Origin of the sequence: Cellulomonas avistercoris, assembly GCF_014836445.1 — a bacterium.
Classification (GTDB): Bacteria; Actinomycetota; Actinomycetes; order Actinomycetales; family Cellulomonadaceae; genus Cellulomonas; species Cellulomonas avistercoris.
On record NZ_JACSQV010000001.1, the window covers coordinates 295,650 to 317,469 of the forward strand.

The 21,820-nt window shown below is 75.2% G+C and carries 20 protein-coding genes and 1 tRNA gene; 9 read left to right on the forward strand and 12 right to left on the reverse strand.

What is annotated here, in order from left to right:
• The first annotated feature begins 9 nt into the window (after positions 1–9).
• The 8 genes from H9657_RS01390 to H9657_RS01425 all read left to right on the forward strand — a co-directional run bounded on the left by H9657_RS01390 (position 10) and on the right by H9657_RS01425 (position 8,357).
• A complete protein-coding gene (locus H9657_RS01390) occupies positions 10–909 on the forward strand; it encodes a carbon-nitrogen hydrolase family protein (protein ID WP_191779567.1) in 900 nt (299 codons plus the stop codon).
• A complete protein-coding gene (locus tag H9657_RS01395; RefSeq protein ID WP_191779569.1) occupies positions 902–1,237 on the forward strand; it encodes an MSMEG_0570 family nitrogen starvation response protein in 336 nt (111 codons plus the stop codon). The genes H9657_RS01390 and H9657_RS01395 overlap by 8 nt, the downstream gene beginning before the upstream one ends.
• The gene (locus tag H9657_RS01400; protein ID WP_318241218.1) at positions 1,234–2,553 is read left to right on the forward strand and encodes an MSMEG_0569 family flavin-dependent oxidoreductase; all 1,320 of its coding nucleotides are present in this window, start codon (positions 1,234–1,236) and stop codon (positions 2,551–2,553) included. The genes H9657_RS01395 and H9657_RS01400 overlap by 4 nt, the downstream gene beginning before the upstream one ends.
• A gap of 37 nt (positions 2,554–2,590) precedes the next feature.
• Positions 2,591–3,430, forward strand: a complete 840-nt coding sequence (locus tag H9657_RS01405) for a carbon-nitrogen hydrolase family protein (protein WP_191779571.1) — start codon at positions 2,591–2,593, stop codon at positions 3,428–3,430.
• Between the two features lie 11 nt (positions 3,431–3,441).
• The gene (locus H9657_RS01410) at positions 3,442–4,614 is read left to right on the forward strand and encodes an MSMEG_0565 family glycosyltransferase (RefSeq protein ID WP_191779572.1); all 1,173 of its coding nucleotides are present in this window, start codon (positions 3,442–3,444) and stop codon (positions 4,612–4,614) included.
• On the forward strand, positions 4,562–6,025 hold the full coding sequence (locus H9657_RS01415; RefSeq protein WP_191779574.1) for an AMP-binding protein: 1,464 nt from the start codon (positions 4,562–4,564) through the stop codon (positions 6,023–6,025). Before H9657_RS01410 ends, H9657_RS01415 begins: the two co-directional genes overlap by 53 nt.
• Before the next feature lie 108 nt (positions 6,026–6,133).
• Positions 6,134–7,339, forward strand: coding sequence for a Fic family protein (locus H9657_RS01420; protein ID WP_191779576.1), 1,206 nt, complete (start codon positions 6,134–6,136; stop codon positions 7,337–7,339).
• A gap of 154 nt (positions 7,340–7,493) precedes the next feature.
• Complete coding sequence (locus H9657_RS01425) at positions 7,494–8,357, forward strand: universal stress protein (RefSeq protein ID WP_191779578.1); 864 nt, start codon at positions 7,494–7,496, stop codon at positions 8,355–8,357.
• Between the two features lie 88 nt (positions 8,358–8,445).
• Here H9657_RS01425 and H9657_RS01430 read toward each other — a convergent pair.
• The 12 genes from H9657_RS01430 to H9657_RS01485 form a co-directional block, all read right to left on the reverse strand.
• Positions 8,446–8,519, reverse strand: a tRNA-Pro gene (locus H9657_RS01430).
• 101 nt (positions 8,520–8,620) lie between these two features.
• Positions 8,621–9,679 (reverse strand): hypothetical protein, encoded by a 1,059-nt coding sequence (locus tag H9657_RS01435; RefSeq protein ID WP_318241219.1) that lies wholly within the window; start codon positions 9,677–9,679, stop codon positions 8,621–8,623.
• Positions 9,680–9,686: 7 nt separating this feature from the next.
• Positions 9,687–11,228, reverse strand: coding sequence for a ribosome biogenesis GTPase Der (gene der / locus H9657_RS01440; protein ID WP_191779580.1), 1,542 nt, complete (start codon positions 11,226–11,228; stop codon positions 9,687–9,689).
• Between the two features lie 79 nt (positions 11,229–11,307).
• Positions 11,308–11,961 carry a lysophospholipid acyltransferase family protein gene (locus H9657_RS01445; protein WP_318241220.1) on the reverse strand — a complete coding sequence of 218 codons (654 nt, stop codon included), beginning with the start codon at positions 11,959–11,961 and terminating at the stop codon, positions 11,308–11,310.
• Positions 11,962–11,999: 38 nt separating this feature from the next.
• Positions 12,000–12,701: a (d)CMP kinase gene (gene cmk / locus H9657_RS01450; protein ID WP_191779584.1), complete on the reverse strand. Its 702-nt coding sequence runs from the start codon at positions 12,699–12,701 to the stop codon at positions 12,000–12,002.
• Positions 12,698–13,807 (reverse strand): prephenate dehydrogenase, encoded by a 1,110-nt coding sequence (locus tag H9657_RS01455; RefSeq protein WP_191779586.1) that lies wholly within the window; start codon positions 13,805–13,807, stop codon positions 12,698–12,700. The genes cmk and H9657_RS01455 overlap by 4 nt, the downstream gene beginning before the upstream one ends.
• Positions 13,804–14,682, reverse strand: a complete 879-nt coding sequence (locus H9657_RS01460) for a pseudouridine synthase (RefSeq protein ID WP_225214353.1) — start codon at positions 14,680–14,682, stop codon at positions 13,804–13,806. The genes H9657_RS01455 and H9657_RS01460 overlap by 4 nt, the downstream gene beginning before the upstream one ends.
• Positions 14,679–15,365 (reverse strand): SMC-Scp complex subunit ScpB, encoded by a 687-nt coding sequence (gene scpB / locus H9657_RS01465; protein ID WP_191779588.1) that lies wholly within the window; start codon positions 15,363–15,365, stop codon positions 14,679–14,681. Before scpB ends, H9657_RS01460 begins: the two co-directional genes overlap by 4 nt.
• Positions 15,362–16,300, reverse strand: a complete 939-nt coding sequence (locus H9657_RS01470) for a segregation and condensation protein A (RefSeq protein ID WP_191779590.1) — start codon at positions 16,298–16,300, stop codon at positions 15,362–15,364. Before H9657_RS01470 ends, scpB begins: the two co-directional genes overlap by 4 nt.
• Positions 16,284–17,147, reverse strand: coding sequence for a ParA family protein (locus H9657_RS01475; protein ID WP_191779592.1), 864 nt, complete (start codon positions 17,145–17,147; stop codon positions 16,284–16,286). The genes H9657_RS01470 and H9657_RS01475 overlap by 17 nt, the downstream gene beginning before the upstream one ends.
• A gap of 107 nt (positions 17,148–17,254) precedes the next feature.
• The gene (locus H9657_RS01480; RefSeq protein WP_191779594.1) at positions 17,255–18,187 is read right to left on the reverse strand and encodes a site-specific tyrosine recombinase XerD; all 933 of its coding nucleotides are present in this window, start codon (positions 18,185–18,187) and stop codon (positions 17,255–17,257) included.
• A 10-nt stretch (positions 18,188–18,197) separates the two neighbouring features.
• Positions 18,198–19,076 carry a heme o synthase gene (locus H9657_RS01485; protein WP_225214471.1) on the reverse strand — a complete coding sequence of 293 codons (879 nt, stop codon included), beginning with the start codon at positions 19,074–19,076 and terminating at the stop codon, positions 18,198–18,200.
• Between the two features lie 539 nt (positions 19,077–19,615).
• Between H9657_RS01485 and tkt the strand changes: the two genes are divergently transcribed.
• Positions 19,616–21,784, forward strand: coding sequence for a transketolase (gene tkt, locus H9657_RS01490; RefSeq protein ID WP_191779598.1), 2,169 nt, complete (start codon positions 19,616–19,618; stop codon positions 21,782–21,784).
• The last annotated feature ends 36 nt before the right edge of the window (positions 21,785–21,820 follow it).

The following is a 21,820-nucleotide window of genomic DNA, read 5'->3' on the forward strand; positions in this document are numbered from 1 at the left end:
GGGCGCGTCGTGACCCTCACGGTCGCCGCGGTGTCGGCGAACTTCACACGGGACCTGGAGCAGAACTTCGCGGTCGTCGAGCAGACGCTGGCGGACGCGCGCGCGGCGGGGGCGCGCCTGGTGGTCTTCCCGGAGGCGTCGATCGGCGGCTACCTGTCGTCGTTGGGCAACCACGGCGACACGGCGGGGGCGGAGCCCCGGTCGCTGCCGCCGGCGGTCCGGCTGGACGGGCCCGAGATCGCCCGCGTGCAGGCGCTGGCCGGGGACACGGTCGTCGTCATCGGCTTCTGCGAGCTCGGCGAGGACGGCGTGACGCGCTACAACGCGGCGGTCTGCCTGGACGGGACGCGCGTGTACGGCTCGTACCGCAAGGTGCACCAGCCGCTGGGCGAGGGTGCGTCGTACGCGGCGGGTGCGGGGTACCGGGCGTTCGACACCCCGGTGGGGCGTCTCGGGATGCAGATCTGCTACGACAAGGCGTTCCCGGAGGCCGCGCGCGTGCTGGCCCTGGACGGTGCGGAGATCATCGTCTCGCTGTCGGCGTGGCCGGCGGCGCGCACCGCGACGGCCCAGGACCTGCAGGAGGACCGGTGGACGTACCGGTTCAACCTGTTCGACAGCGCGCGTGCGCTGGACAACCAGGTGTTCTGGATCGCGTCGAACCAGTCGGGCACGTTCGGCTCGCTGCGCTACGTGGCCAACAGCAAGGTCGTGGACCCGGGCGGCAACGTCCTCGCGACGACGCTGCTGGGTGCGGGGCTGGCGGTCGCGGAGATCGACGTGGAGGGCACGTTCCGGGCGATGCGGGCGGGGATGTTCCACCTGCGCGACCGGCGGCCCGACGCGTACGGCCCGGTCACGGCCGTCGCGTCCCCGACGACCGTCCGGCGGGAGCACGCGCATGCCTGAGATGACGTTCGAGCTGCGCTGGCCCGACGGCACGGGGACCTCGTGCTACTCCCCCAGCCTCGTGGTGTGGGACCACCTCGAGGTGGGTGCCGACTACGCGGTCGCGGAGCTCGTGGCGCGCACGTCGCGGGCGCTGGCGGAGGCGAGCGACCGGGTCCGCGAGCGCTACGGCCTGCGGTGCACGTCGGCGGCGCAGCAGCAGGCGCAGATCGAGGGGCTGGCGGCGCGGTTCGCCCCGGGGGCACCGGTGCGGGTGGTGCGGATGGCCCCGCCGCTGCCCGGTGCGGTGCGGGGCGTCGTCGCGGGTGCGCGTGGGGGTGCGACGTGATCCGGGTCCGCGTCCGCGGGGGCGCGCACCACCGGGTGGTCGTGGTCGGTGGGGGTCAGGCGGGCCTGGCGCTGTCGCACGAGCTGGTGGCCCGCGGGGTGGACCACCTGGTGCTCGAGCGTGAGAGCGTCGCGCACGAGTGGCGTGACGGCCGGTGGGACGCCTTCACGCTGGTGACGCCGAACTGGCACTGCCGCCTGCCGGGCTACGCGTACGACGGGCCGGACCCGGACGGGTTCATGCGCCGCGACGAGGTCTACCGGTGGGTGCGGCGGTACGCGGACACGTTCGACGCTCCGGTGGCCGAGGGGGTGGCCGTGACGCGGCTCGCGCGGCGCGAGGGCGGCGGGTTCGTCGTGTCGACGTCCGCGGGGGTCGTCACGGCGGACGTCGTGGTCGCCGCGGTGGGCGGGTACCACCGGCCGGTGACGCCGGCGTGGGCGGGCGCGCTGCCGCCGGGGGTGGTGCAGGTGCACTCGCACCGGTACCGCAGCGCGGACCGGCTGCCCCCGGGCCCGGTGCTCGTGGTGGGCACGGGGCAGTCGGGGACGCAGATCGCGGAAGACCTGCTGCTGGCGGGCCGCGAGGTGCACCTGGCGGCGGGGCGCGCGCCGCGGGTGGCGCGTCGCTACCGGGGCCGGGACTGCATGACGTGGCTGGCCGAGATGGGCGTGTACGACGTGCCCGTCGCGGCCCGGGGCCTGGCCAAGCGCGAGTCGACGAACCACTACGTGACGGGGCGTGACGGCGGGCGGGACGTCGACCTGCGGGACTTCGCGCGGCGCGGCATGCACCTGTACGGGCGGGCGACGGGTGTCGGGCTGGACGCGTCGGGTGCGGCGGCGGTGACGTTCGCGCCGACGCTCGCGGCGGACCTGGACCACGCGGACGCCGTGGCGGAGTCGATCAAGGACGACATCGACCGGCACGTCGCGGCCCATGGCATCAGCGCGCCGGTCGAGGCGCGGTACACCCCGGTGTGGCGGCCGGACGAGGAGCCCTCGTCGCTGCCGGTCGACCGGCTCGCCGCGGTCGTGTGGTCCGTCGGGTTCCGTGCCGACTGGTCCTGGCTCGGTCCGCTCGCGGGTGCGGTGCTGGACGACGAGGGCCACCCGCGGCACGTCCGCGGCCTGAGCCCGGAGCCCGGCCTGGCGTTCCTGGGGCTGCCGTGGCAGCACACCTGGGGGTCGGGCCGGTTCCTCGGGGTGGCGGACGACGCGCGGCACCTGGCGGAGCAGGTGGTCGCGGGCGGCTGGGCGGGCCCGGAGCCGCCCGCCGGGGCCGTGTCCGTGCCCGCGGGGGCGGTGGGCGGGTGAGCGAGCACGGCGCGGGCGTGGTGCGGCGGTGGTGACGATGGCGGCGGTCGCGGCGCACTTCGGCCGTGACGTCGAGCGGAGCCTGGCCAAGATCGCGGGGATCGTCGCGCACGCCCGCGAGCGCGGCGTCGACCTGCTGGTGCTGCCGGACGCGACGATCGGCGGGTACCTGCACGACCTGTACCACCCCGAGGGGGGTCCGCTGCCGCCGGTGGTGGGCCTGGACGGGCCGGAGGTCGCGGCGGTCGCGGCGCTGGCACGGGACATGGTGGTGTGCGTCGGGATCGCCGAGCGGGCCGGCCCGGGTGCGGGGGCGCGCTACAACACCGCGGTCGCCGTGCACGGCGACGGTGTGCTCGGGGTGCACCGCAAGGTGCACCTGCCGCTGGCGGAGAACGAGGCGTACCGCGCGGGTGACGGGTTCGCGGCGTTCGACACCCCGCTGGGTCGGCTGGGGATGCTCATCGACTTCGACAAGACGTTCCCGGAGTCGGCGCGCACGCTCGCGCTGGACGGTGCGGTGGTGCTCGCGTGCCTGAGCGCGTGGCCCGCGAGCGTCACGGACCGCTCGGACCGCATCCGCAACGACCGGCAGGCGCACCTGTTCGACCTCTACGACTGCGCGCGGGCCGCGGAGAACCAGCTGTACGTGGTGTCGTCGAACCAGACGGGCGTGCTGGGGGGCCTGCGGTTCCTCGGGCAGGCCAAGGTGGTCGACCCTGCCGGGGAGATCGTCGCCAAGACGTGGGCGAAGGGCGGGCTGGCCGTGGCGACGGCCGACGTGCACGGGGACGTGGCCCGGGCGCGGCGGAGCATGCACCACCTGCGGGACCGTGCCGTCGGGGCGTACGCGCTCGGCGCGTACGCGCGGACCTGAGGGGAGGCGGCGTGCGGATCGCGCAGATCACCTACTCCACCCGCCCGCGCGGCGGGGTGGTGCACACGCTCGCGCTGGCGGAGGCGCTGGCGCGGCGCGGGCACGACGTGACGGTGTGGACGTTAGGCCGCGGTGGGGACGCGACCTTCTTCCGTCCCGTGGACCCGAGCGTGACGGTCCGCGTGGTGCCGTTCGCGCCGCGGGACGACGAGACGGTGGGCGCGCGCATCGTGCGGTCGATCCGGGTGATGGGTGCCGCGCTGGCCCGCGAGCGCGGGGCCGGTGCGGCGGACGTCGTGCACGCGCAGGACTGCATCTCGGCGAACGCGGCCGCGGCGGCCGGGGTGGACGTGGTGCGGACCGTCCACCACCTCGACGAGTTCACGACGCCGGAGCTGGTGCGCTGCCACGACCTGGCGGTGACGGCGCCCGTGGCGCGGCTGTGCGTGTCGCGGGCGGTGGCGCGCGAGGTGCACACCGCGTACGGGCTCACGCCGACGGTGATCCCCAACGGGGTCGATGCCGCGCGGTTCGCGGCGGCGGCCGGTCCCGCGGGGGCGTCGGCCCGGCGGGCGTGGCAGGGGCGGCTCGGTGCGTACGTCCTGGCGCTGGGCGGCATCGAGCCGCGCAAGGGGACGCTCGACCTGCTGGAGGCGTGCGCGGTGCTGCGTCGCACGCACCCGTCGGTGCGGCTCGTGCTGGGGGGCGGGGAGACGCTGTTCGACTACCGCCCGTACCGGGCGCGGTTCGAGCAGCGGGCGGCCGAGCTGGGCGTGGAGCCCGTGGTGCTCGGGACGCTCGCCGACGACGACGTGCCCCCGCTGGTGGCGGCGGCGTCGGTGCTGGCGATGGTGTCGACGAAGGAGGGTTTCGGGCTCGCGGCGATGGAGGGGCTCGCCGCGGGCGTCCCCGTGGTGGCGCGCGACCTGCCGGTGACGCGCGAGGTCTTCGGCGAGCACGTCGCGTACGGCAGCGACGTGCCGAGCATCGCCGCGGCGCTGTCCGACGCCCTGGACGGTGCGCGCGCGGCGGGTGCGGACGGGGGTCGTGCGCTGGCGGCGGGTCACTCGTGGGACGCCGCGGCCGCGGCCCACGAGCGGTTCTACCGGGCCGTCGTCGCGGAGGGGGGCGATGGTGGCGCGCCTGTCGATCTCGCGGGTCGTCAGCCGGCTGGCCGACGCTGACCCGGACCGCGTCGTCCTCGTCACGGCCGAGGAGACACTGACCGCGCGCGAGCTGGACCGTCGCAGCAACCGGTACGCGCGCCACCTGCTGGCGCACGGGGTCGCGCGCGACGACCTGGTGACGGTGTCGCTGCCCAACGGCGCGGCGATGGTCGTGGTCTGCGTCGCGATCTGGAAGGCCGGCGCGACGCCCCAGCCCGTCGCGCCGGGTCGCACGCCGCGGGAGCTCGCGGCCGTCGTGCGCGTCGCCCGCCCGGCGGTGACGGTCGGGTGCGCGGTCGAGGGCGTGCCCGCGCTCGGCACGGAGCCCGGGGACGACCTGGACGACGGCCCGCTGCCGGACGCGTGGGCCCGGGCGTGGAAGGCCCCGACGTCGTCGGGCAGCACGGGCGCACCCAAGGTGGTCGTGGCTGCGGCGCCCGCGCTGCTCGACCCCGACGTGCCGGTCGCCGCGTTCCTGCCGCTGACCGCGACACAGCTGGTGAGCGGCCCGCTGACGCACTCGGCGACGTTCACGTACGCGTTCCGCGGCCTGCTGACGGGGCACCGGCTCGTGGTGCTGCCGCGGTTCGACGCCCGTGCGTGGCTCGACGCGGTCGAGCGCCACGGCGTGACGTGGGCGATGCTCGTGCCGACGACGATGCACCGGCTGCTGCGGCTGCCGGCGGCGGAGCGCGACGTGCGCCGGCTGGCGTCGCTGCAGAGCGTCCTGCACCTGGGGTCCCCGTGCGCGCCGGACCTCAAGGAGCGGTTCCTCGACTGGCTGGGTCCCGAACGGGTCGTCGAGGTCTACGCGGGGTCGGAGTCCAACGGGCTGACGATGATCCGCGGCGACGAGTGGCTGCGGCACCGCGGCAGCGTGGGCCGACCGGTCGGCGGCACGCAGGTGCGCGTGCTGCGCGACGACGGCACCCCGGCGCGGCCCGGCGAGACGGGGTTGGTGTGGCTGCGCCGCGGCGACTCCCCCACGTACCGCTACCTCGGCGCGCCCGGGCGGCGCACGGCCGACGGGTGGGACACGCTCGGGGACCTCGGGCACGTCGACGCCGACGGGTACCTGTGGATCACCGACCGCGACGACGACGTCGTCGTGCGGGGCGGCGAACGGGTCCACCCCGTCGAGGTGGAGCGCGTCCTGGAGCGGCACCCGGCGGTGCGGTCGGTCGCGGCCTACGGCGTGCCCGACGACGAGTACGGGCAGCACGTCGAGGCGGTCGCGGACGTCGGCGCGGCGGACGTGGACGGTGCGACGCTGCGCGCCTTCGCCGCGGCGCACCTCGACGCGCCGCGGCGCCCGACGGTCGTGCACGTCGTGCGCGTCCCCGTGCGCGACGACGCGGGCAAGGCGCGCCGGCGTGACCTCGCCGCGCGCGGACCGGCGGCTCTCGGCGCCACCGGTGGGGCGGCGTGATCGGTCACAGGACGCTGCGGCGCGCCGGGGCGACGGCAGCGGCGTCTTCCGGACGCGACAGCAGCCGTTACCAATGGTTAGGTGCTGATCCGATGGTAACGTCGTCGCGTGGCAACGGATCGGGCGAGGTCGACCGGCGGCTGGCCCACGTTCTCGACCGAGACGGTGCCGTGGGAGCCTGCGGACACGGGCTACGGACCGCGCGCCTCTCGCAGCGCCCACGCCGGCAGCTACGAGGCCGCCGTGCCGCCGCGCATCGCCGACGCCCCCGTCCATCTGCCGTCCGCCACGGCCGCGCTCGTCGCGGAGGCGTCCGCCGAGGTCGCGCGCTTCGACGGTGAGACGCACGCCGCCACCACGTCGTTCGCCGCCCTGCTGCTGCGCACCGAGGCGGCCAGCTCCTCCCAGATCGAGAACCTCACGTCGTCCCCCCGTGCGGTCGCGCTGGCCGAGCTCGGGCGACGCGGCCGCGCGAACGCGGACGAGATCGTCGCCAACGTGACGGCGATGACCCAGGCGCTGCAGGTCGCCGACCGGCTGGACGGCGCCGCGGTCCTCGCGATGCACCGCGCCCTGATGATCGGCCACCTGCCGGCCGCTGCGGGACGCTGGCGCGACCAGCAGGTCTGGATCGGCGGCACCTCGCGCAGCCCTCATGGCGCCGCCTACGTCGCACCCGTGCACCACCGCGTCCCCGAGGCCATCGACGACCTCACCGCGTTCATGGCCCGCGACGACGTCCCGCTGCTCGCGCAGGCCGCGCTGACGCACGCCCAGTTCGAGGCGATCCACCCCTTCCCCGACGGCAACGGCCGCACCGGGCGCGCGCTCCTGCACGCCCAGCTGCGCCACGGGGGCCTGACGCGCGAGGCGATCGTCCCCGTCTCCGCGGGGCTCCTCACCGACACCGACCGGTACTTCGAGGCCCTCACCGCCTACCGCGACGGGGACGTCGAGGCCGTCGTCACCGAGGTGGCCCAGGCGGTGTTCCCCGCCCTGGCGAGCTCGCGCCGCCTCATCGCCGACGTCACGGAGGCGCGCGCCGCCTGGGGCGAGCGGATCCGGGCACGACGCGGCGCCGCCGCGTGGGCACTGGCGGACCTGGTGACGACCCGTCCGGTGGTCGACGCGCGCCTGGCCGCCGAGCGGCTCGGTGTCTCGACCGTCAACGCCCAGGTCGCGATCGAACGCCTCGTCGAGGCCGGCGTGCTCGAGCAGATCGGCAACGGCACCCGGGACCGGGTGTGGCAGGCCGGTGACGTGCTCGCCGCGATGGAACGGTTCGCCGACAGGTCGCACCGCCGGACCTGGTGACGCCCGGGCCCGGTGCCCCTGGCCTGCCCTGCACCTGGCCTGCCCTGCACCTGGCCACGCCGTGCGCGTGGGCACAAGGTCCCCGCCCGCGAGCGCCCCACGGAGAGACCCTGGAGAGGAACAGGACATCAGGGACTCGACCGAGGAGGCGGTCATGGCGGAGAACGGAACGGTCGTCATCGCGCTCGACGGTGGCGAGCACAGCAGGGCGACCCTGGACTGGGGCCTGAAGGAGGCGGACCTGCGCGGCGCGGACGTGCTGCTCGTCCGCTGCTGGCAGGAGCCGAGCGAGATCACGCCGTGGGGCTACTACCCCGTGACCGGCGACTGGGGGTTCGGCGAGGAGGCCCAGCGGTACCTCGAGAAGGAGCAGGCACGGGCCGTCGCCGAGCGGCCGGGCCGCCGCGTCGCCGCGCGGCTCGTGCAGGGGCCCGCGGTGCCCGCGCTGCGCCACGCCGCTGCCGGCGCGCAGCTGCTGGTCGTGGGCGCGTGCTCGCTGCGCTCCGGCGACCGCCTGGGTGGCATCGCGTCGCACCTCGCCGCGCACGCGCCGACGTCCGTCGCCGTGGTGCGCCGGCAGGTGAGGGAGTCGCACGCACCCGTCCTCGTCGGCGTCGACGGCTCCGCGACGTCCTTCGTCGCCGCCCGTGACGCCGCGCGGGAGGCCGCGCTGCGCGGCGCGCCGCTGGTCGTGCTGCACGCGCGGCGGACCGTCGCGGACCCGTACGGCACGCACACCCCGGCGCCCGCGGCCGTCGGGCCGCAGGACCCCGTCCGCGTCGCGGCCGACATCCTGGCCGCCGAGCTGCGCGCCGAGCACCCCGACCTGCAGGTCGACGTCGAGCTCGTCGACGACGACCCCGCGCACGCGCTCGTCGAGCGGTCCAAGGACGCCGGTCTGGTCGTCGTGGGGTGCCGCGGTCTCGACGCGTTCCGCGGCATGCTGCTCGGATCCGTCAGCCACGAGGTGCTGCGCCACGCGGCGTGCCCGGTGCTGGTCGCGCGCGAGGCGTCCTGAGGCCTGCGGCTCCTCCGGCCCGTCCGGGCCCTGGACGTGCGAGAGGCCGTCCGCGATCTCGCGGACGGCCTCTGCTACGTGGTCGACGTCGGGCTGACAGGATTTGAACCTGCGACCCCTTGACCCCCAGTCAAGTGCGCTACCAAGCTGCGCCACAGCCCGTCGGCCCCCGCAGGAACCTCGAAGACTCTATCGCACCCGACGCCGCTCCCCCGACCACATCGCGGTGCCGGGCGCGTCACGCGCACCTCGTCGCACCTGCGTCACGCGCTCGCGTCGCGCTCCTCGCGCCGCCGCCGCAGGACCTCGAGCTCGGCACCGACGACCCCGAGCACCAGCAGGTCGACGAGCAGGCCCCACGACGCGTCCCACTGCGAGAGCCGGAACAAAAAGAATTGCGTCACCAGCAGGCTCACGAGCACCGCGCGGCGGAACCACAGGTAGCCGTCGACGGCGTCGTGCCGGACGCGCACGAGCCCCACCCCGGCCAGCACGACGCTCGCCGCGCCTGCGACGAGCGCACCGGCGACCACCCAGCCCGGGGACCGGTCGCCGCCCCACCACCGGACCACGGCGCCGGTGACGGTGACACCGGACGTGCCGACGAGCACCGCGACGGCCAGCCACGGCACGAACCGCGCCCGCACCATCGTGTGCAGCACGCGCACGACGGCCGAGGCGACGAGCCCCACGGGGTCGGGCAGCTCGGCGTGGTCCTCCTCGATGCTCCGCAGCAGCGCGCGCGTCTCCCGCGCACCGGGGACGTCGCCCGCATCGGCCAGGCGCGCCTCCGCACGGTGCCGGGCCGTGGGCGTGAACCCACCGACGACGCCCGCCACGGCCTCGTCCACGGCCCCCGCGAGCGCCTCGCGCGGATCGCGCGGGCGCCGGCCGTGCAGCGTGTCGGCGACGAGGCCCAGACCGACGACCGTCGCGTAGATGATGGCGGCCGTCGGCTCGTAGAAGTAGTCGTTGTCCGACGTGACGAACTTGCCGACCTCGTCGACGAACAGCCCGAACCCGATGCCGCCGACCAGCGCGCCCAGCGGACGCAGCGAGGGTCCGACGAACGACAGCAGCAGCACGAACGCCACCGCCATGAGCAGACCGCCCCACAGCACGTGGGCGATGTGCAGGCCGGAGCCGCCGAGCTGCGGGTAACCGGTCGCCGCCAGCAGCGCCCGCGTCAGCAGGACCGTGGCGGCCGTCGCGACGAGGAACGTGGCCAGGTGCCGGGGGCCGCGAGGGTCCCGCGGCAGGCCGAGGCGCAGCATGGCGTGCGTCGCCGCACGCGCGGGGTCCTCGGGCGCCCGGGCTCTCACCCTCGCGTCACCTCTTGCGCTTCTCGCGGACGCGCACCGAGATCGTGATGGGCGTGCCCTCGAACCCGAAGGTCTCGCGCAGGCGGCGCTCGATGAACCGGCGGTACGTCGGCTCGAGGAACCCGCTGGCGAAGATGACGAAGCGCGGCGGGCGCGTCGAGGCCTGGGTGGCGAACAGGATGCGCGGCTGCTTGCCGCCGCGCAGCGGGTGCGGGTGCGCCGAGACGAGCTCGCCGAGGAAGGCGTTGAGACGTCCCGTGGAGATGCGGGTGTCCCACGAGGCCAGCGACCGCTCGAGTGCCGGCACGAGCCGGTCGGTGTGCCACCCGGTGCGCGCCGAGACGTTGACGCGGGGCGCCCACTGCACCTGGACGAGCTGCTGCTCGATCTCGCGCTCGAGGTAGGGACGGCGGTCGTCGTCCATGAGGTCCCACTTGTTGTACGCGACGACCAGCGCGCGGCCCGCGTCGATGACGTGCTGCACGATGCGGATGTCCTGCTCCGTCATGGGCGCCGAGGCGTCGACGAGCACGACCGCGACCTCGGCCTTCTCGATGGCCGCCTGGGTGCGCAGCGAGGCGTAGAAGTCGGCGCCGGACGTCTGGTGCACGCGGCGGCGGATGCCGGCGGTGTCGACGAAGACCCACGGCTTGCCACCGAGCGCGACCAGCTCGTCGACGGGGTCACGCGTGGTGCCGGCGACGTCGTCGACGACGACGCGCTCGGAACCGACGACCTTGTTCAGCAGCGAGGACTTGCCGACGTTGGGGCGACCGACCAGCGCGACGCGGCGCGGACCGTCCGGCAGGGGCGTGGCGTGCGCCGAGACCCTGGGCAGCGCGGCCATCGCGGCGTCGAGCAGGTCACCCGTGCCGCGGCCGTGCAGGGCCGAGATGGGGTGCGGCTGGCCGAGCCCCAGGGACCACAGCGCGGCTGCGTCGGCCTCGACCGCGGGGCCGTCGACCTTGTTGGCGACGAGCACGACGGGCTTGCCCGAGCGGCGCAGCAGGCGCACGACCTGCTCGTCGGTGTCGGTGGAGCCGACGGTCGCGTCCACGACGAACAGCACGGCGTCGGCGAGCTCGATCGCGACCTCCGCCTGCTGGGCGACCGCCTTGTGGATGCCCGCGACGTCGACCTCCCAGCCGCCGGTGTCGACGAGCGTGAAGCGCCGGCCCGACCACTCGGCGGGGTAGCTGACGCGGTCGCGCGTGACGCCGGGGTTGTCCTCGACGACGGCCTCGCGACGGCCGATGATGCGGTTGACCAGGGTCGACTTGCCGACGTTCGGGCGTCCGACGACGGCGAGGACCGGCAGCGTCGTGGGGATCTCGCGGTCGTCGCCGTCGGTGCCGTCACCCTCGAGGAGGGCGAGGTCCTCGTCGGCGAGGTCGTACTCGGCGAGGCCGGCGAGCAGGGCCCGCTCACGCGCCGCGTCGTCGACGCCGTCGGCGTCCGACGCGTCCGCGGCCGGGGCCGCGGCGGGGTCGGCGGGGTCGACCCGGTGGTCGTCCGAGGCGTGCGTCGTGGTGGCGTCCGGCTGCTCCATGCGCCCATTGTCCCCCGCCGCGCGCGCCCGTCCTGCCAACCGCCGCCCCGCACGCCCCCGTGCGCGGTGTCCCGCGCCCTCAGACCGTCGCGCGCGGGTCGTCCTCGGGCAGCCGCACGCCCGTGCGCGCCTGCGCCGACGCGAGCAGCTCGGACATGGCGTCGCGGATGACGAGGGCCGCGTGGTCGACGGCGGCGCGGCGCGACAGGCCCTCGGTGCGCACGTCGACGGGGTGCCCGAACTCCACGACGAGGTCCCGCCGCAGCGTCGGCAGGCCGCGCGCCGACTCCCCCGTGCGGCGCGTGCCGAGGATCGCGACCGGCACGACCCGGGCCTCGCCGTTCACCGCGAGCCACGCGGCACCGGCGCGCAGCTGCTCCGCGGTGCCGCGCCCGCGCGTCCCCTCCGGGAAGATGCCGACCGCACCGCCGCGACGCAGCACACCCACGGCGGACTGCAGCGCTGCACGTGCCATGGTGCGGTCGACCGGGATCTGCCCGGCGGCCCGCAGCACTGCCCCCAGCGGACCGCGGAACATCTCGGCCTTGACCAGGATGTGCAGACCGCGCGGCGAGGTGCCGGCGAGCAGCGGACCGTCCAGGAGCGTGACGTGGTTGGCCGCGAAGACCACCGCACCGGTGCGCGGCACCCGCTCCGCCCCCGTGACGTGGGTGTCCCACACGACCCGGGCGAGGAACCGGCCCACCCAGCGCGACCAGCGAGGCCCGTGCACCGACGGCACGTGCGGCTCGGACCGCGCCGCCGCGCGTGTCACGCGCGGGCCGCCCGCGCGCGCTCGACGACGTCGAGGACGGCGTCCACCGTCTGCTCGAGGTCCAGCTCCGAGGAGTCGACCGTGACGACGCCGTCGGCCGCGACCTGGAACTGCACGACCGTCGAGTCGTCCGCGTCACGCCGCACGACCTGGTCGTGCGTCGCGGAGATCGCCGCGGCGTCGTCGGTCCCGTGCAGCTCGCGGGCCCGCCGCGCGAGGCGCGCCTCCTCCGAGGCCGTCAGCAGCACACGGACGTCGGCGTCCGGGGCGACGACGGTCGTGATGTCGCGTCCCTCCGCGACGACGCCGCGCCCGCCGGACCACCCGCCGGTGCGCTCCGCGTCGATGACGGCGCGCTGGCGCCGCCCCAGCTCGGCGCGTGCGTCGAGGTTGGTCGCCACCGCGCTGACGCGCGAGGAGATCTCGGTCGTGCGGATCGCGACCCCCACGTCACGCCCGTCGACGACGACGGTGGGCGTCGACGGGTCCACCCCCACCACGAGCGGCAGGTCGCGGACCGCGTCCGCGACCGCGGCCTGGTCCGTCAGGGGCACGCCCTGGTCGAGGCACCACCACGTCGCCGCGCGGTACATCGCCCCCGTGTCGAGGTACGCCAAGCCGAGACGACGCGCGACCTCACGCGACACGCTCGACTTGCCCGACCCCGACGGTCCGTCCACCGCCACGACGGTGCTCACCTCACCAGCCTCCAACCCCGAGCGGTCAGCTCGGTCTCCAGGTGCGCCGCCCGGGCGGGCAGCACCGCGATCGACGCCATGCCGACGGGCCGTCCCGCCGCGTGCTCGAGCTCCAGCTCCTCCAGGTTGACGCCCGCGCCGCCGACGTCGGCCAGCAGCCGCGCGAGCTCGCCGGGACGGTCCGGGACCAGGACGGTCACGACGGCGTACTGCTTGCGCGCTCCCCCGTGCTTGCCGGGGATCAGCGCGGCGCCCGTGCCGCCGTCCGCGATGGACCGGGCGATCGCCGCGAGGGCGCCCAGCTCGACGTCCTCCGGCCCGGTGGCCGACGCAGCCAGGTCGAGCGCGCCGAGGACCACGTCGAGGTCGGCACGGAGCGCGACCAGCACGTCGCGCACGGCGGCGGCGTTGGCCGCCAGGATCGAGGTCCACAGCGCCGGGTCGGACGCGGCCAGGCGCGTCACGTCGCGCAGGCCCTGGCCCGCGAGCGCGAGGGCCTGCTCGTCGACACCGCGCAGCCGCGCCGCGACCAGCGACGACGCGAGCTGCGGGACGTGCGAGACGACCGCGACCGCGGCGTCGTGCTCGTCGGCGTCCATCGCGACGGGGACGGCGCCGACGTCGACGGCCAGGTGCCGCACCGCCAGCAGCGCGTCCTCGCGCGACGTGCCCGAGTCCGTGAGGACCCAGGGCCGCCCCAGGAACAGGTCGGGGACCGCGGCCGAGGGCCCGGAGCGCTCCCGGCCCGCCATGGGGTGCGAGCCGACGTAACGCGTCAGGTCGGCGCCCGCGGCGCGCAGCTCGGCGAGCACGTGCCCCTTGACGCTCGCGACGTCCGTCACGACCGCGTCCGGGTGCTCCGCGAGCGCGGTCGCGACCGCGTCGGCGGTGACGTCGGGCGGTGCGGCGACCACGACGAGGACGGGCTCGGCCGAGGAGCCGTCGACGGGTGCCCCGGCGCCCACGTCGCGGGCGAGCGCGAGGGCCGTGCGGGACGGGTCGGTGAGCTGCACCTCGACGCCGTGGCGCCGCAGCGCCAGCCCCAGGGACGCCCCGAGGAGCCCGGTGCCGACGATGCGGACCGGGCCCGTGGTGGCGATGCTCACATGCCCACCGCCGTCATGAGCGACCCGACCTCCGTCTTCGACAGGACGCGCGTGCGCCCGGGGCGCAGGTCACCGAGGCGGATGGGGCCGATGCGGGTGCGCACGAGGCGCGCGACGGGGTGACCGACCTCCTCGAACACCCGGCGCACGACGCGGTTGCGGCCCTCGTGCAGCACGACCTCGACGAGGCTCGCGTGGCTGGCCACCTGGACGATCTTGAACTCGTCGACCTGCACGGTGCCGTCCTCGAGCTCGATGCCGCGCTTGAGCTGCTGCCCGAGGGCCTCGCGGACGCGACCCTCGACCTCGACGAGGTAGGTCTTGGGCACGCCGTGCGACGGGTGCGCCAGCCGGTTGGCCAGCTCGCCGTCGTTGGTGAGCAGCAGGAGACCCTCGGAGTCGGCGTCGAGGCGTCCCACGTGGAAGAGCCGCTCCTCGCGGTTGGCGACGTACTGCGCCAGCGAGGGGCGACCCTCGGGGTCGTGCATGGTCGAGACCACGCCCACCGGCTTGTTCAGCGCGAGGGTGATGATCGAGGAGTCGAGCTGCACGCGCATGCCGTCGACGTGGATCACGGCGGTCAGCGGGTCGACGCGCACGCCGAGCTCGGTGACGACCTGGCCGCCGACGCTGACGCGGCCCGCGGCGATGAGCTCCTCGCACGCGCGGCGCGAGCCGAGGCCCGCGGACGCGAGCACCTTCTGCAGCCGCACGCCCTCGGGGTCGTGCACGTCGATCGGCTCCGCGACCTGCGCGGGTCGTCGCGACCCGCGCTGCGGACCGCGCGGCCCCCGTCCGCCGGTCCCGCCGCCCGGGCGGCCCGCACCTTCCGCGCGCCCGCCACCTCGGTGGCCACGCGCTCCCGTGCCGCTCATCGTCCGTCCTCTCGTCCGTGGGTGTTGCTGTCGATGCCCTCCAGCGACTCGATGTCCGGCAGGTAGGGCGCCAGCGGGGGCAGCTCGTCGAGGCTCGACAGGCCCATCCGCTCCAAGAAGTATCCCGTGGTCCCGTAGAGGACTGCACCAGTCGCCGCGTCCTGCCCCACCTCGGCGACCAGCCCGCGGGTCGACAGGGTCCGCATGACGCCGTCCACGTTGACACCGCGGACGGCCGAGACCTGACCGCGGCTGACCGGCTGGCGGTACGCCACGACGGCCAGGGTCTCCAGGGCGGCCTGCGTCAGACGCTGGGTCTGGCCGTCGACGACGAACCGCCCCACGACGTCGCCGTAGGCGCCGGCCGAGTAGATGCGCCAGCCCTCCCCGGCGCGCCGCAGCTCGAAGCCGCGCGGGCGCGTGCCGCGCTCGCCGCGGTACTCGGCAGCAAGCTCGGCGAGCAGCTCCTCGACGCGGTCCGTGGGCAGCGCGAGCGTCGTGGCGAGCCGCACGGCGGGCACCGGCTCGTCGACGACCATGAGCACGGCCTCGAGCGCGGCGAGCGCGCCGCCGGGCAGCGTGTCGACGTCGAACGCGAGCTCGTCGACGGCCGGGTCGTCGACGGGCGGGTCGTCGCCGGCCGGGTCGCCCGCGGTGGCGTCGGGTCTCACGTGCTCGTTCATGGTCCGGCCTCCAGCTCGGCAGGTGCGACGACGTCCTCGACGGGCAGCGGGCCCGCCGCGTCCTCGCGGTCGAAGTCGTCGGAGACAGCGATCTCACCGTCGTCGGTGCCGGTCCAGCGCACGGTCAGCTCACCGAGCGGCTCGACCTGGTCGAAGGACACGGCGCCCTCGCGGAACAGCTCGAGCAGCGCGAGGAACCGCACGACCACCACGACGGGCTCCGCGGCGTCCGCGGTCAGCGCCCGGAACGTCGTCGCGCCGTCGCGGCGCAGCCGGTCGACCAGCACGGCCGCCTGCTCGCGGACGCTGACGAGCGGCGCGTGCAGGTGGCTGATGTCGACGCCGGGCGGCGGCGCCTTGGGTGCGAGCGCGCGCGCCGCGAGCACCGCGAGCTGCTCGGGCCCCATCTGCCACACCAGCTCGGGCAGCAGCGCCGCCAGGTGCGGCTCGAGCTCGACGCTGCGCCCGTGGCGGCGCGCACCCGCCTCCAGCTGCGCGCCGAGGTCCGCGGCGACCACCTTGTACGCCCGGTACTGCAGCAGCCGCGCGAACAGCAGGTCGCGCGCCTCCAGCAGCTCGAGGTCCTCGGCGTCCTCGACCTGCGCGGACGGCAGCAGGCGCGCGGCCTTGAGGTCGAGCAGGGTCGCGGCGACGAGCAGGAACTCGCTGGCCTGGGACAGGTCCCAGTCCTTGCCGCCGAGCGCGGCGGCACGCTCGCCCGCACGGATGTGCGCGATGAACTCGTCCGTGACCTGCGCCAGCGCGATCTCGGTGATGTCGAGCCTGTGCTTGGCGATCAGCCCGAGGAGCAGGTCGAACGGGCCGCTGAACACGTCGAGGTGGACCTCGAACCCGGACGACCCGGCGGGTGCGCTCTCCCCCGGCGTGCCCCGTCCGGTCGTGGCGTCGGGCCCGCCGTCAGGCGGCGTCGCCACGCGCCACGAGCTCGCGGGCGAGCTGGCGGTAGGCCTCGGCGCCGGCGTGCGTCGGTGCGTACTGCGTGATCGGCTCGGCGGCCACGGTCGCGTCGGGGAACTTCACGGTGCGGCCGATGACGGTGTGCAGCAGGGTGTCGCCGAAGGCCTCCCGCACCCGGGTGACGACCTCACGGGCGTGCAGCGTGCGCGAGTCGTACATCGTCGCCAGGATGCCGTCGACCTCGAGGCGCGGGTTGAGGCGGTCACGCACCTTCTCGATCGTCTCGATGAGCAGCGCGACGCCGCGCAGCGCGAAGAACTCGCACTCCAGCGGGATGAGCACGCCGTGCGCCGCGGTGAGCGCGTTGACGGTCAGCAGACCCAGGGACGGCTGGCAGTCGATGAACACGACGTCGTAGTCGTCCATCACGGGGCGCAGCACGCGCGACAGGACCGACTCGCGCGCGACCTCGCCGACGAGCTGCACCTCCGCCGCCGAGAGGTCGATGTTGGCCGGCAGCAGGTCGAGGTTCGGCACGGCCGTGTGCCGCACGACCTCGTGGATGTCCGCGTCCCGCTCCATGAGCAGGTTGTAGACCGTGCGGTCCAGCTCGTGCGGGCTGATGCCCAGGCCCACCGACGCAGCACCCTGCGGATCGAAGTCGACGATGAGGACGCGCCGGCCGTACTCCGCGAGCGCGGCGGCCAGGTTGATGGTGGTCGTCGTCTTGCCGACGCCACCCTTCTGGTTGCACATCGCGATCACGCGCGCCGGCCCGTGCGACGCCAACGGCGCAGGCACGGGGAATACCGGCAGCGGGCGTCCCACCGCGTCGAGCGGCTGCTCGGTCGTCTCCTGGCTCATCGGCTCACCATCTGCTCCCCGTCGCCCGTCCGGGCCCACCTCGCGGACAACCTACCCGAGCAGGGCACGTGAGCCGCCGCGACAGACCGGGCGGCGTGCGATCCGCGTCATCTCGCGCGCGGGTGGCTGGCCGCGTACACCTCACGCATCGTGTCCGGCGTCACCATCGTGTAGATCTGCGTCGTCGTGACCGACGCGTGCCCCAGCAGCTCCTGCACGACCCGCACGTCGGCACCGCCGGACAGCAGGTGCGTCGCGAACGAGTGGCGCAGCGTGTGCGGGGAGACGTGGTCCGACCCGAGGCCCGCGCGCTCGGCCGCCACGCGCAGCACGGCCCAGGCCGACTGGCGGCTCAGCGGTGCCCCGCGGGTGTTGAGGAAGACGGACGCCGTGCCCCGACCGGCCGCCGCGAGCGCGGGCCGACCGCGCACCAGGTACGCCTCGACCGCGCGTGCCGCGTAGGAGCCGACCGGCACGACGCGTTCCTTGCGGCCCTTGCCGAGCAGGCGCACGGCCGCACGGCCGGGGGTCAGGTCGAGGTCGTCGACGTCGAGCCCGACCGCCTCGGAGATGCGCGCGCCCGTGGAGTACAGCAGCTCGAGCAGCGCGCGGTCGCGCAGCGGCACGGGCCCGTCGCCGAGCCCCGCGGCGTCGAGCAGGCGGCCCACGTCGTCGACCGAGATGGCCTTGGGCAGGCGGCGCGGCTGCGCGGGCGGACGCACCTCGGCCGCGGCGTCGGTCGGCGCCAGGCCGTCGAGCGCGAGGAACCGGTGCCAGCCGCGCAGCGCGACCACGCTGCGGGCGGCGGACGCCGGCGACAGCACGGCGCGCCCGTCGGAGCCGGTGCGCAGCACGGTGACGTAGTCCTCGGCGTCGCGCTCGGTGATCTGCGCGGGGTCCGTGCGTCCGGCGGCGCGCAGGTGCTCGACGTACCGCGTCAGGTCGCGCCGGTAGGCGGCCAGCGTGTGCGCGGCCAGGCCGCGCTCGACCGCGAGGTGCGCGAGGTAGCCCTCGAGCGCGGAGGTCAGACGGTCGGCCACGTCCGCCGTGTCACAGCGGGAGGAAGACGTCCACCGCGACGGCGACGGACAGGAGCGTCAGGTACGTGATCGAGCCGTGGAACACCGTCATGGCGCGCAGCGGAGGGTGGCGCGGGTCGCGGGCGCGACGCAGCAGGCCGACGCACAGCCACAGGAACCAGGCGCCGAGCGCGGCCGCGACCGCCGCGTAGACCCACGTCATCCCGCCGACGGGCACCAGCAGCAGCGAGCACGCGATCATCGCGAGGGTGTAGAGGATCATCTGCCGCGCGACCCGGGTGTCGGCGGCCACGACGGGCAGCATGGGCACCCCGGCGGCGGCGTAGTCACGCCGGAACTTCATCGACAGCGGCCAGTAGTGCGGCGGCGTCCAGAAGAACACGACGCCGAACAGCAGCACCGCCTCCCAGGAGATCCCGCCCGTGACGGCGGACCACCCGATGACGACCGGCATGCACCCGGCCGCGCCGCCCCACACGATGTTCTGCGGCGTGCGTCGCTTGAGGATCATCGTGTAGCCGACGACGTAGATGAGGATCGCCGAGGCGGTCCACATCGCCGACGGGGGGTTGACCACCACCCACATCCACGTGAGCGACACCGCGCCCAGGACGAGCCCGAACACCAGCGCGGCGCGCGGCGTGATCCGGCCCGTGACGATCGGGCGCCGCCGCGTGCGGTTCATCACCGCGTCGATGTCGTGCTCGAGGTACTGGTTGAGCGTGTTCGCCGCGCCCGCGGCGCCTGCGCCCCCGACGAGCGTCGCGGCGACCAGGGTGAGCGAGGGCAGGCCACGCGCGGCCAGGAACATCGTGGGGATCGTGGTGATCAGCAGGAGCTCGATGACCCGCGGCTTGGTCAGCGCGACGTACCCGCCGACCGTGCCCAGCGCCGTCGACCACGCGCGGGCGAGGCGTCCGCGCGGCGTCGCGGTCGCGTCGTCGCTGCTCTGCGGCTCGCCCCCGTCCACCTCGGCTGCCGGGCCGACGACGGCACCAGGGCTGCTCACGTCGGGGGACGCGGGGGTGGACAGGCGCACGCGCTTCGGTTTCCGTTCGGGAGGGCTGACCGGGGCTGCCGCCGACCTGACGGTGGGGCAACCGGGACCGAGGTCCCGTCCGCCATGGTACGCACCCTGCCCGTCGGGCGGGCGGGCGCCACCCCCGCAGGACGGGTCCCGGCGCGTGAGATCCGTCGCACCGCGGCTCACCGAGCGGCGCCCAGGCCCGCCGGCACGGGTGGCAATCGATTGCCGTGCCGGTGGACCGGGTGAGCATGACCACGTCGGTGCGCTATAGGCTCGCCACCAGCAGACATCCCCGTCCGACGATGCGACGGGGTCCCAGCCGGACGCACCGCCCTCGCGCGGCCGCTGACCGGAGACGCTCGGAACGACGCCCCGCGCGTGCGGGACGGGAATGAGGTGCGGTGAACGCGAAGGCTCCCCTGGCCACCAAGGTCGGCTGGTCCGACCTTGACCTGCGTGCGGTGGACACCACCCGCGTGCTCGCGGCGGACGCGGTCGAGAAGGTCGGTAACGGACACCCCGGTACGGCGATCAGCCTCGCGCCGGCCGCCTACCTGCTCTACCAGACGGTCATGCGGCACGACCCGACCGACCCCCACTGGCTCGGCCGCGACCGGTTCGTGCTGTCGGCGGGGCACTCGAGCCTCACGCAGTACATCCAGCTCTACCTGGCCGGTTTCGGCCTGGAGCTCGAGGACCTCGAGGCGCTGCGCACGTGGGGCTCCAAGACCCCCGGCCACCCCGAGTACCGGCACACCGCCGGCGTCGAGATCACGACCGGCCCCCTGGGCCAGGGACTGGCGTCCGCCGTCGGCTTCGCCATGGCGGCGCGTCGCGAGCGCGGCCTGCTCGACCCCGAGGCCGCCCCGGGCACCAGCCCGTTCGACCACCACGTGTACGTCATCGCCTCCGACGGCGACCTGCAGGAGGGCGTGACGAGCGAGGCCTCGTCGATCGCCGGCACGCAGGAGCTCGGCAACCTCGTGGTCCTGTGGGACGACAACCACATCTCGATCGAGGGCGACACCCAGATCGCCTTCACCGAGGACGTGCTCAAGCGCTACGAGTCGTACGGCTGGCACGTCCAGTTCGTCGACTGGACCGCGGGCGGCGAGTACCGCGAGGACGTCGACGCGCTGCACGCCGCGATCGAGGCCGCCAAGGCCGTGACGGACAAGCCGTCGTTCATCGGCCTGCGCACGCTCATCGCGTGGCCCACCCCCGGCAAGACCGACGACCACTCGTCGCACGGCTCGAAGCTGGGCGGCGACGCGATCCGCGGCCTCAAGGAGATCCTCGGGTTCGACCCCGAGAAGAGCTTCGAGGTCGCGCCCGAGGTCATCGCGCACACGCGCTCGCTCGCCGACCGCGCCGCGACCCAGCGTGCGGCGTGGCAGGAGTCCTTCGACGCGTGGGCCGCCGCCAACCCCGACCGCAAGGCGCTGCTCGACCGCCTGCGCGCCGACGCGCTGCCCGAGGGCTGGACCGACGCGCTGCCGACGTTCCCCGCCGGCAAGTCCGTCGCGACGCGCGCCGCGTCCGGCGAGGTGCTGTCCGCGCTCGCGCCCGTGCTGCCCGAGCTGTGGGGCGGCTCGGCCGACCTCGCGGGCTCCAACAACACGACCATGAAGGGTGAGCCGTCGTTCCTGCCGGCGCACCGCTCCTCGCACGAGTTCGCGGGCGACGAGTTCGGCCGCACGCTGCACTTCGGCATCCGCGAGCACGCGATGGGCTCGATCCTCTCGGGCATCCGCCTGCACGGCCTGACCCGGCCCTACGGCGGCACGTTCTTCACGTTCTCCGACTACATGCGTGGCGCGGTGCGCCTCGCGGCCCTCATGGGCGTCAACGTGACGTACGTGTGGACGCACGACTCGATCGGCCTGGGCGAGGACGGCCCGACGCACCAGCCGGTCGAGCACCTCACCGCCGTCCGCGCGATCCCCGGCCTCGCCGTCGTGCGCCCCGCGGACGCCAACGAGACGGCGGCCGCCTGGCGCGCGACGCTCGAGCGGACCGACGGCCCCGTGGCGCTCGTCCTCACGCGGCAGAACGTGCCGACGTACCCGCGCGGCGAGGACGGCTTCGCCACGACCGACGGCGTCACCCGCGGCGCGTACGTGCTGCTCGAGGCGTCGTCCGGCACGCCGGACGTCGTGCTCATCGGCACCGGCTCCGAGGTGCAGCTCGCGGTCGAGGCGCGCGAGACGCTCGAGGCGGCGGGCGTCGCCACGCGCGTCGTGTCGGCGCCGTGCCTCGAGTGGTTCGCCGAGCAGGACGAGGAGTACCGCGAGTCGGTGCTGCCCTCCGCCGTGCGTGCGCGGGTGTCGGTCGAGGCCGGCATCGCGATGTCGTGGCACAAGATCGTCGGCGACGCCGGCCGTTCGGTGTCCATCGAGCACTACGGCGCCTCGGCGGACTACCAGACGCTGTACCGAGAGTTCGGGATCACCGCCGAGGCCGTCGTGGCCGCGGCGCACGAGTCGCTCGCCGCGGCGCGCGGGGACGACCGGTCGGCCGGCGCCCCCGGCACGCCGACGCAGTCCGGGACGGGCGACCTGCCCGCCTGACGATCGAACGTGGCGGAGCCGCCCCCGGGCGGCCCC

What these genes read in the sequence shown, in the direction of transcription:
- der (WP_191779580.1), bottom strand. Translation starts at nt 11,228, where the DNA reads ATGGAGCAGCCGGACGCCACCACGACGCACGCCTCGGACGACCACCGG.
- H9657_RS01460 (WP_225214353.1), bottom strand. Translation starts at nt 14,682, where the DNA reads ATGAGCGGCACGGGAGCGCGTGGCCACCGAGGTGGCGGGCGCGCGGAA.
- H9657_RS01395 (WP_191779569.1), top strand. Translation starts at nt 902, where the DNA reads ATGCCTGAGATGACGTTCGAGCTGCGCTGGCCCGACGGCACGGGGACC.
- H9657_RS01405 (WP_191779571.1), top strand. Translation starts at nt 2,591, where the DNA reads ATGGCGGCGGTCGCGGCGCACTTCGGCCGTGACGTCGAGCGGAGCCTG.
- H9657_RS01425 (WP_191779578.1), top strand. Translation starts at nt 7,494, where the DNA reads ATGGCGGAGAACGGAACGGTCGTCATCGCGCTCGACGGTGGCGAGCAC.
- scpB (WP_191779588.1), bottom strand. Translation starts at nt 15,365, where the DNA reads ATGAACGAGCACGTGAGACCCGACGCCACCGCGGGCGACCCGGCCGGC.
- H9657_RS01415 (WP_191779574.1), top strand. Translation starts at nt 4,562, where the DNA reads ATGGTGGCGCGCCTGTCGATCTCGCGGGTCGTCAGCCGGCTGGCCGAC.
- H9657_RS01475 (WP_191779592.1), bottom strand. Translation starts at nt 17,147, where the DNA reads ATGAGCCAGGAGACGACCGAGCAGCCGCTCGACGCGGTGGGACGCCCG.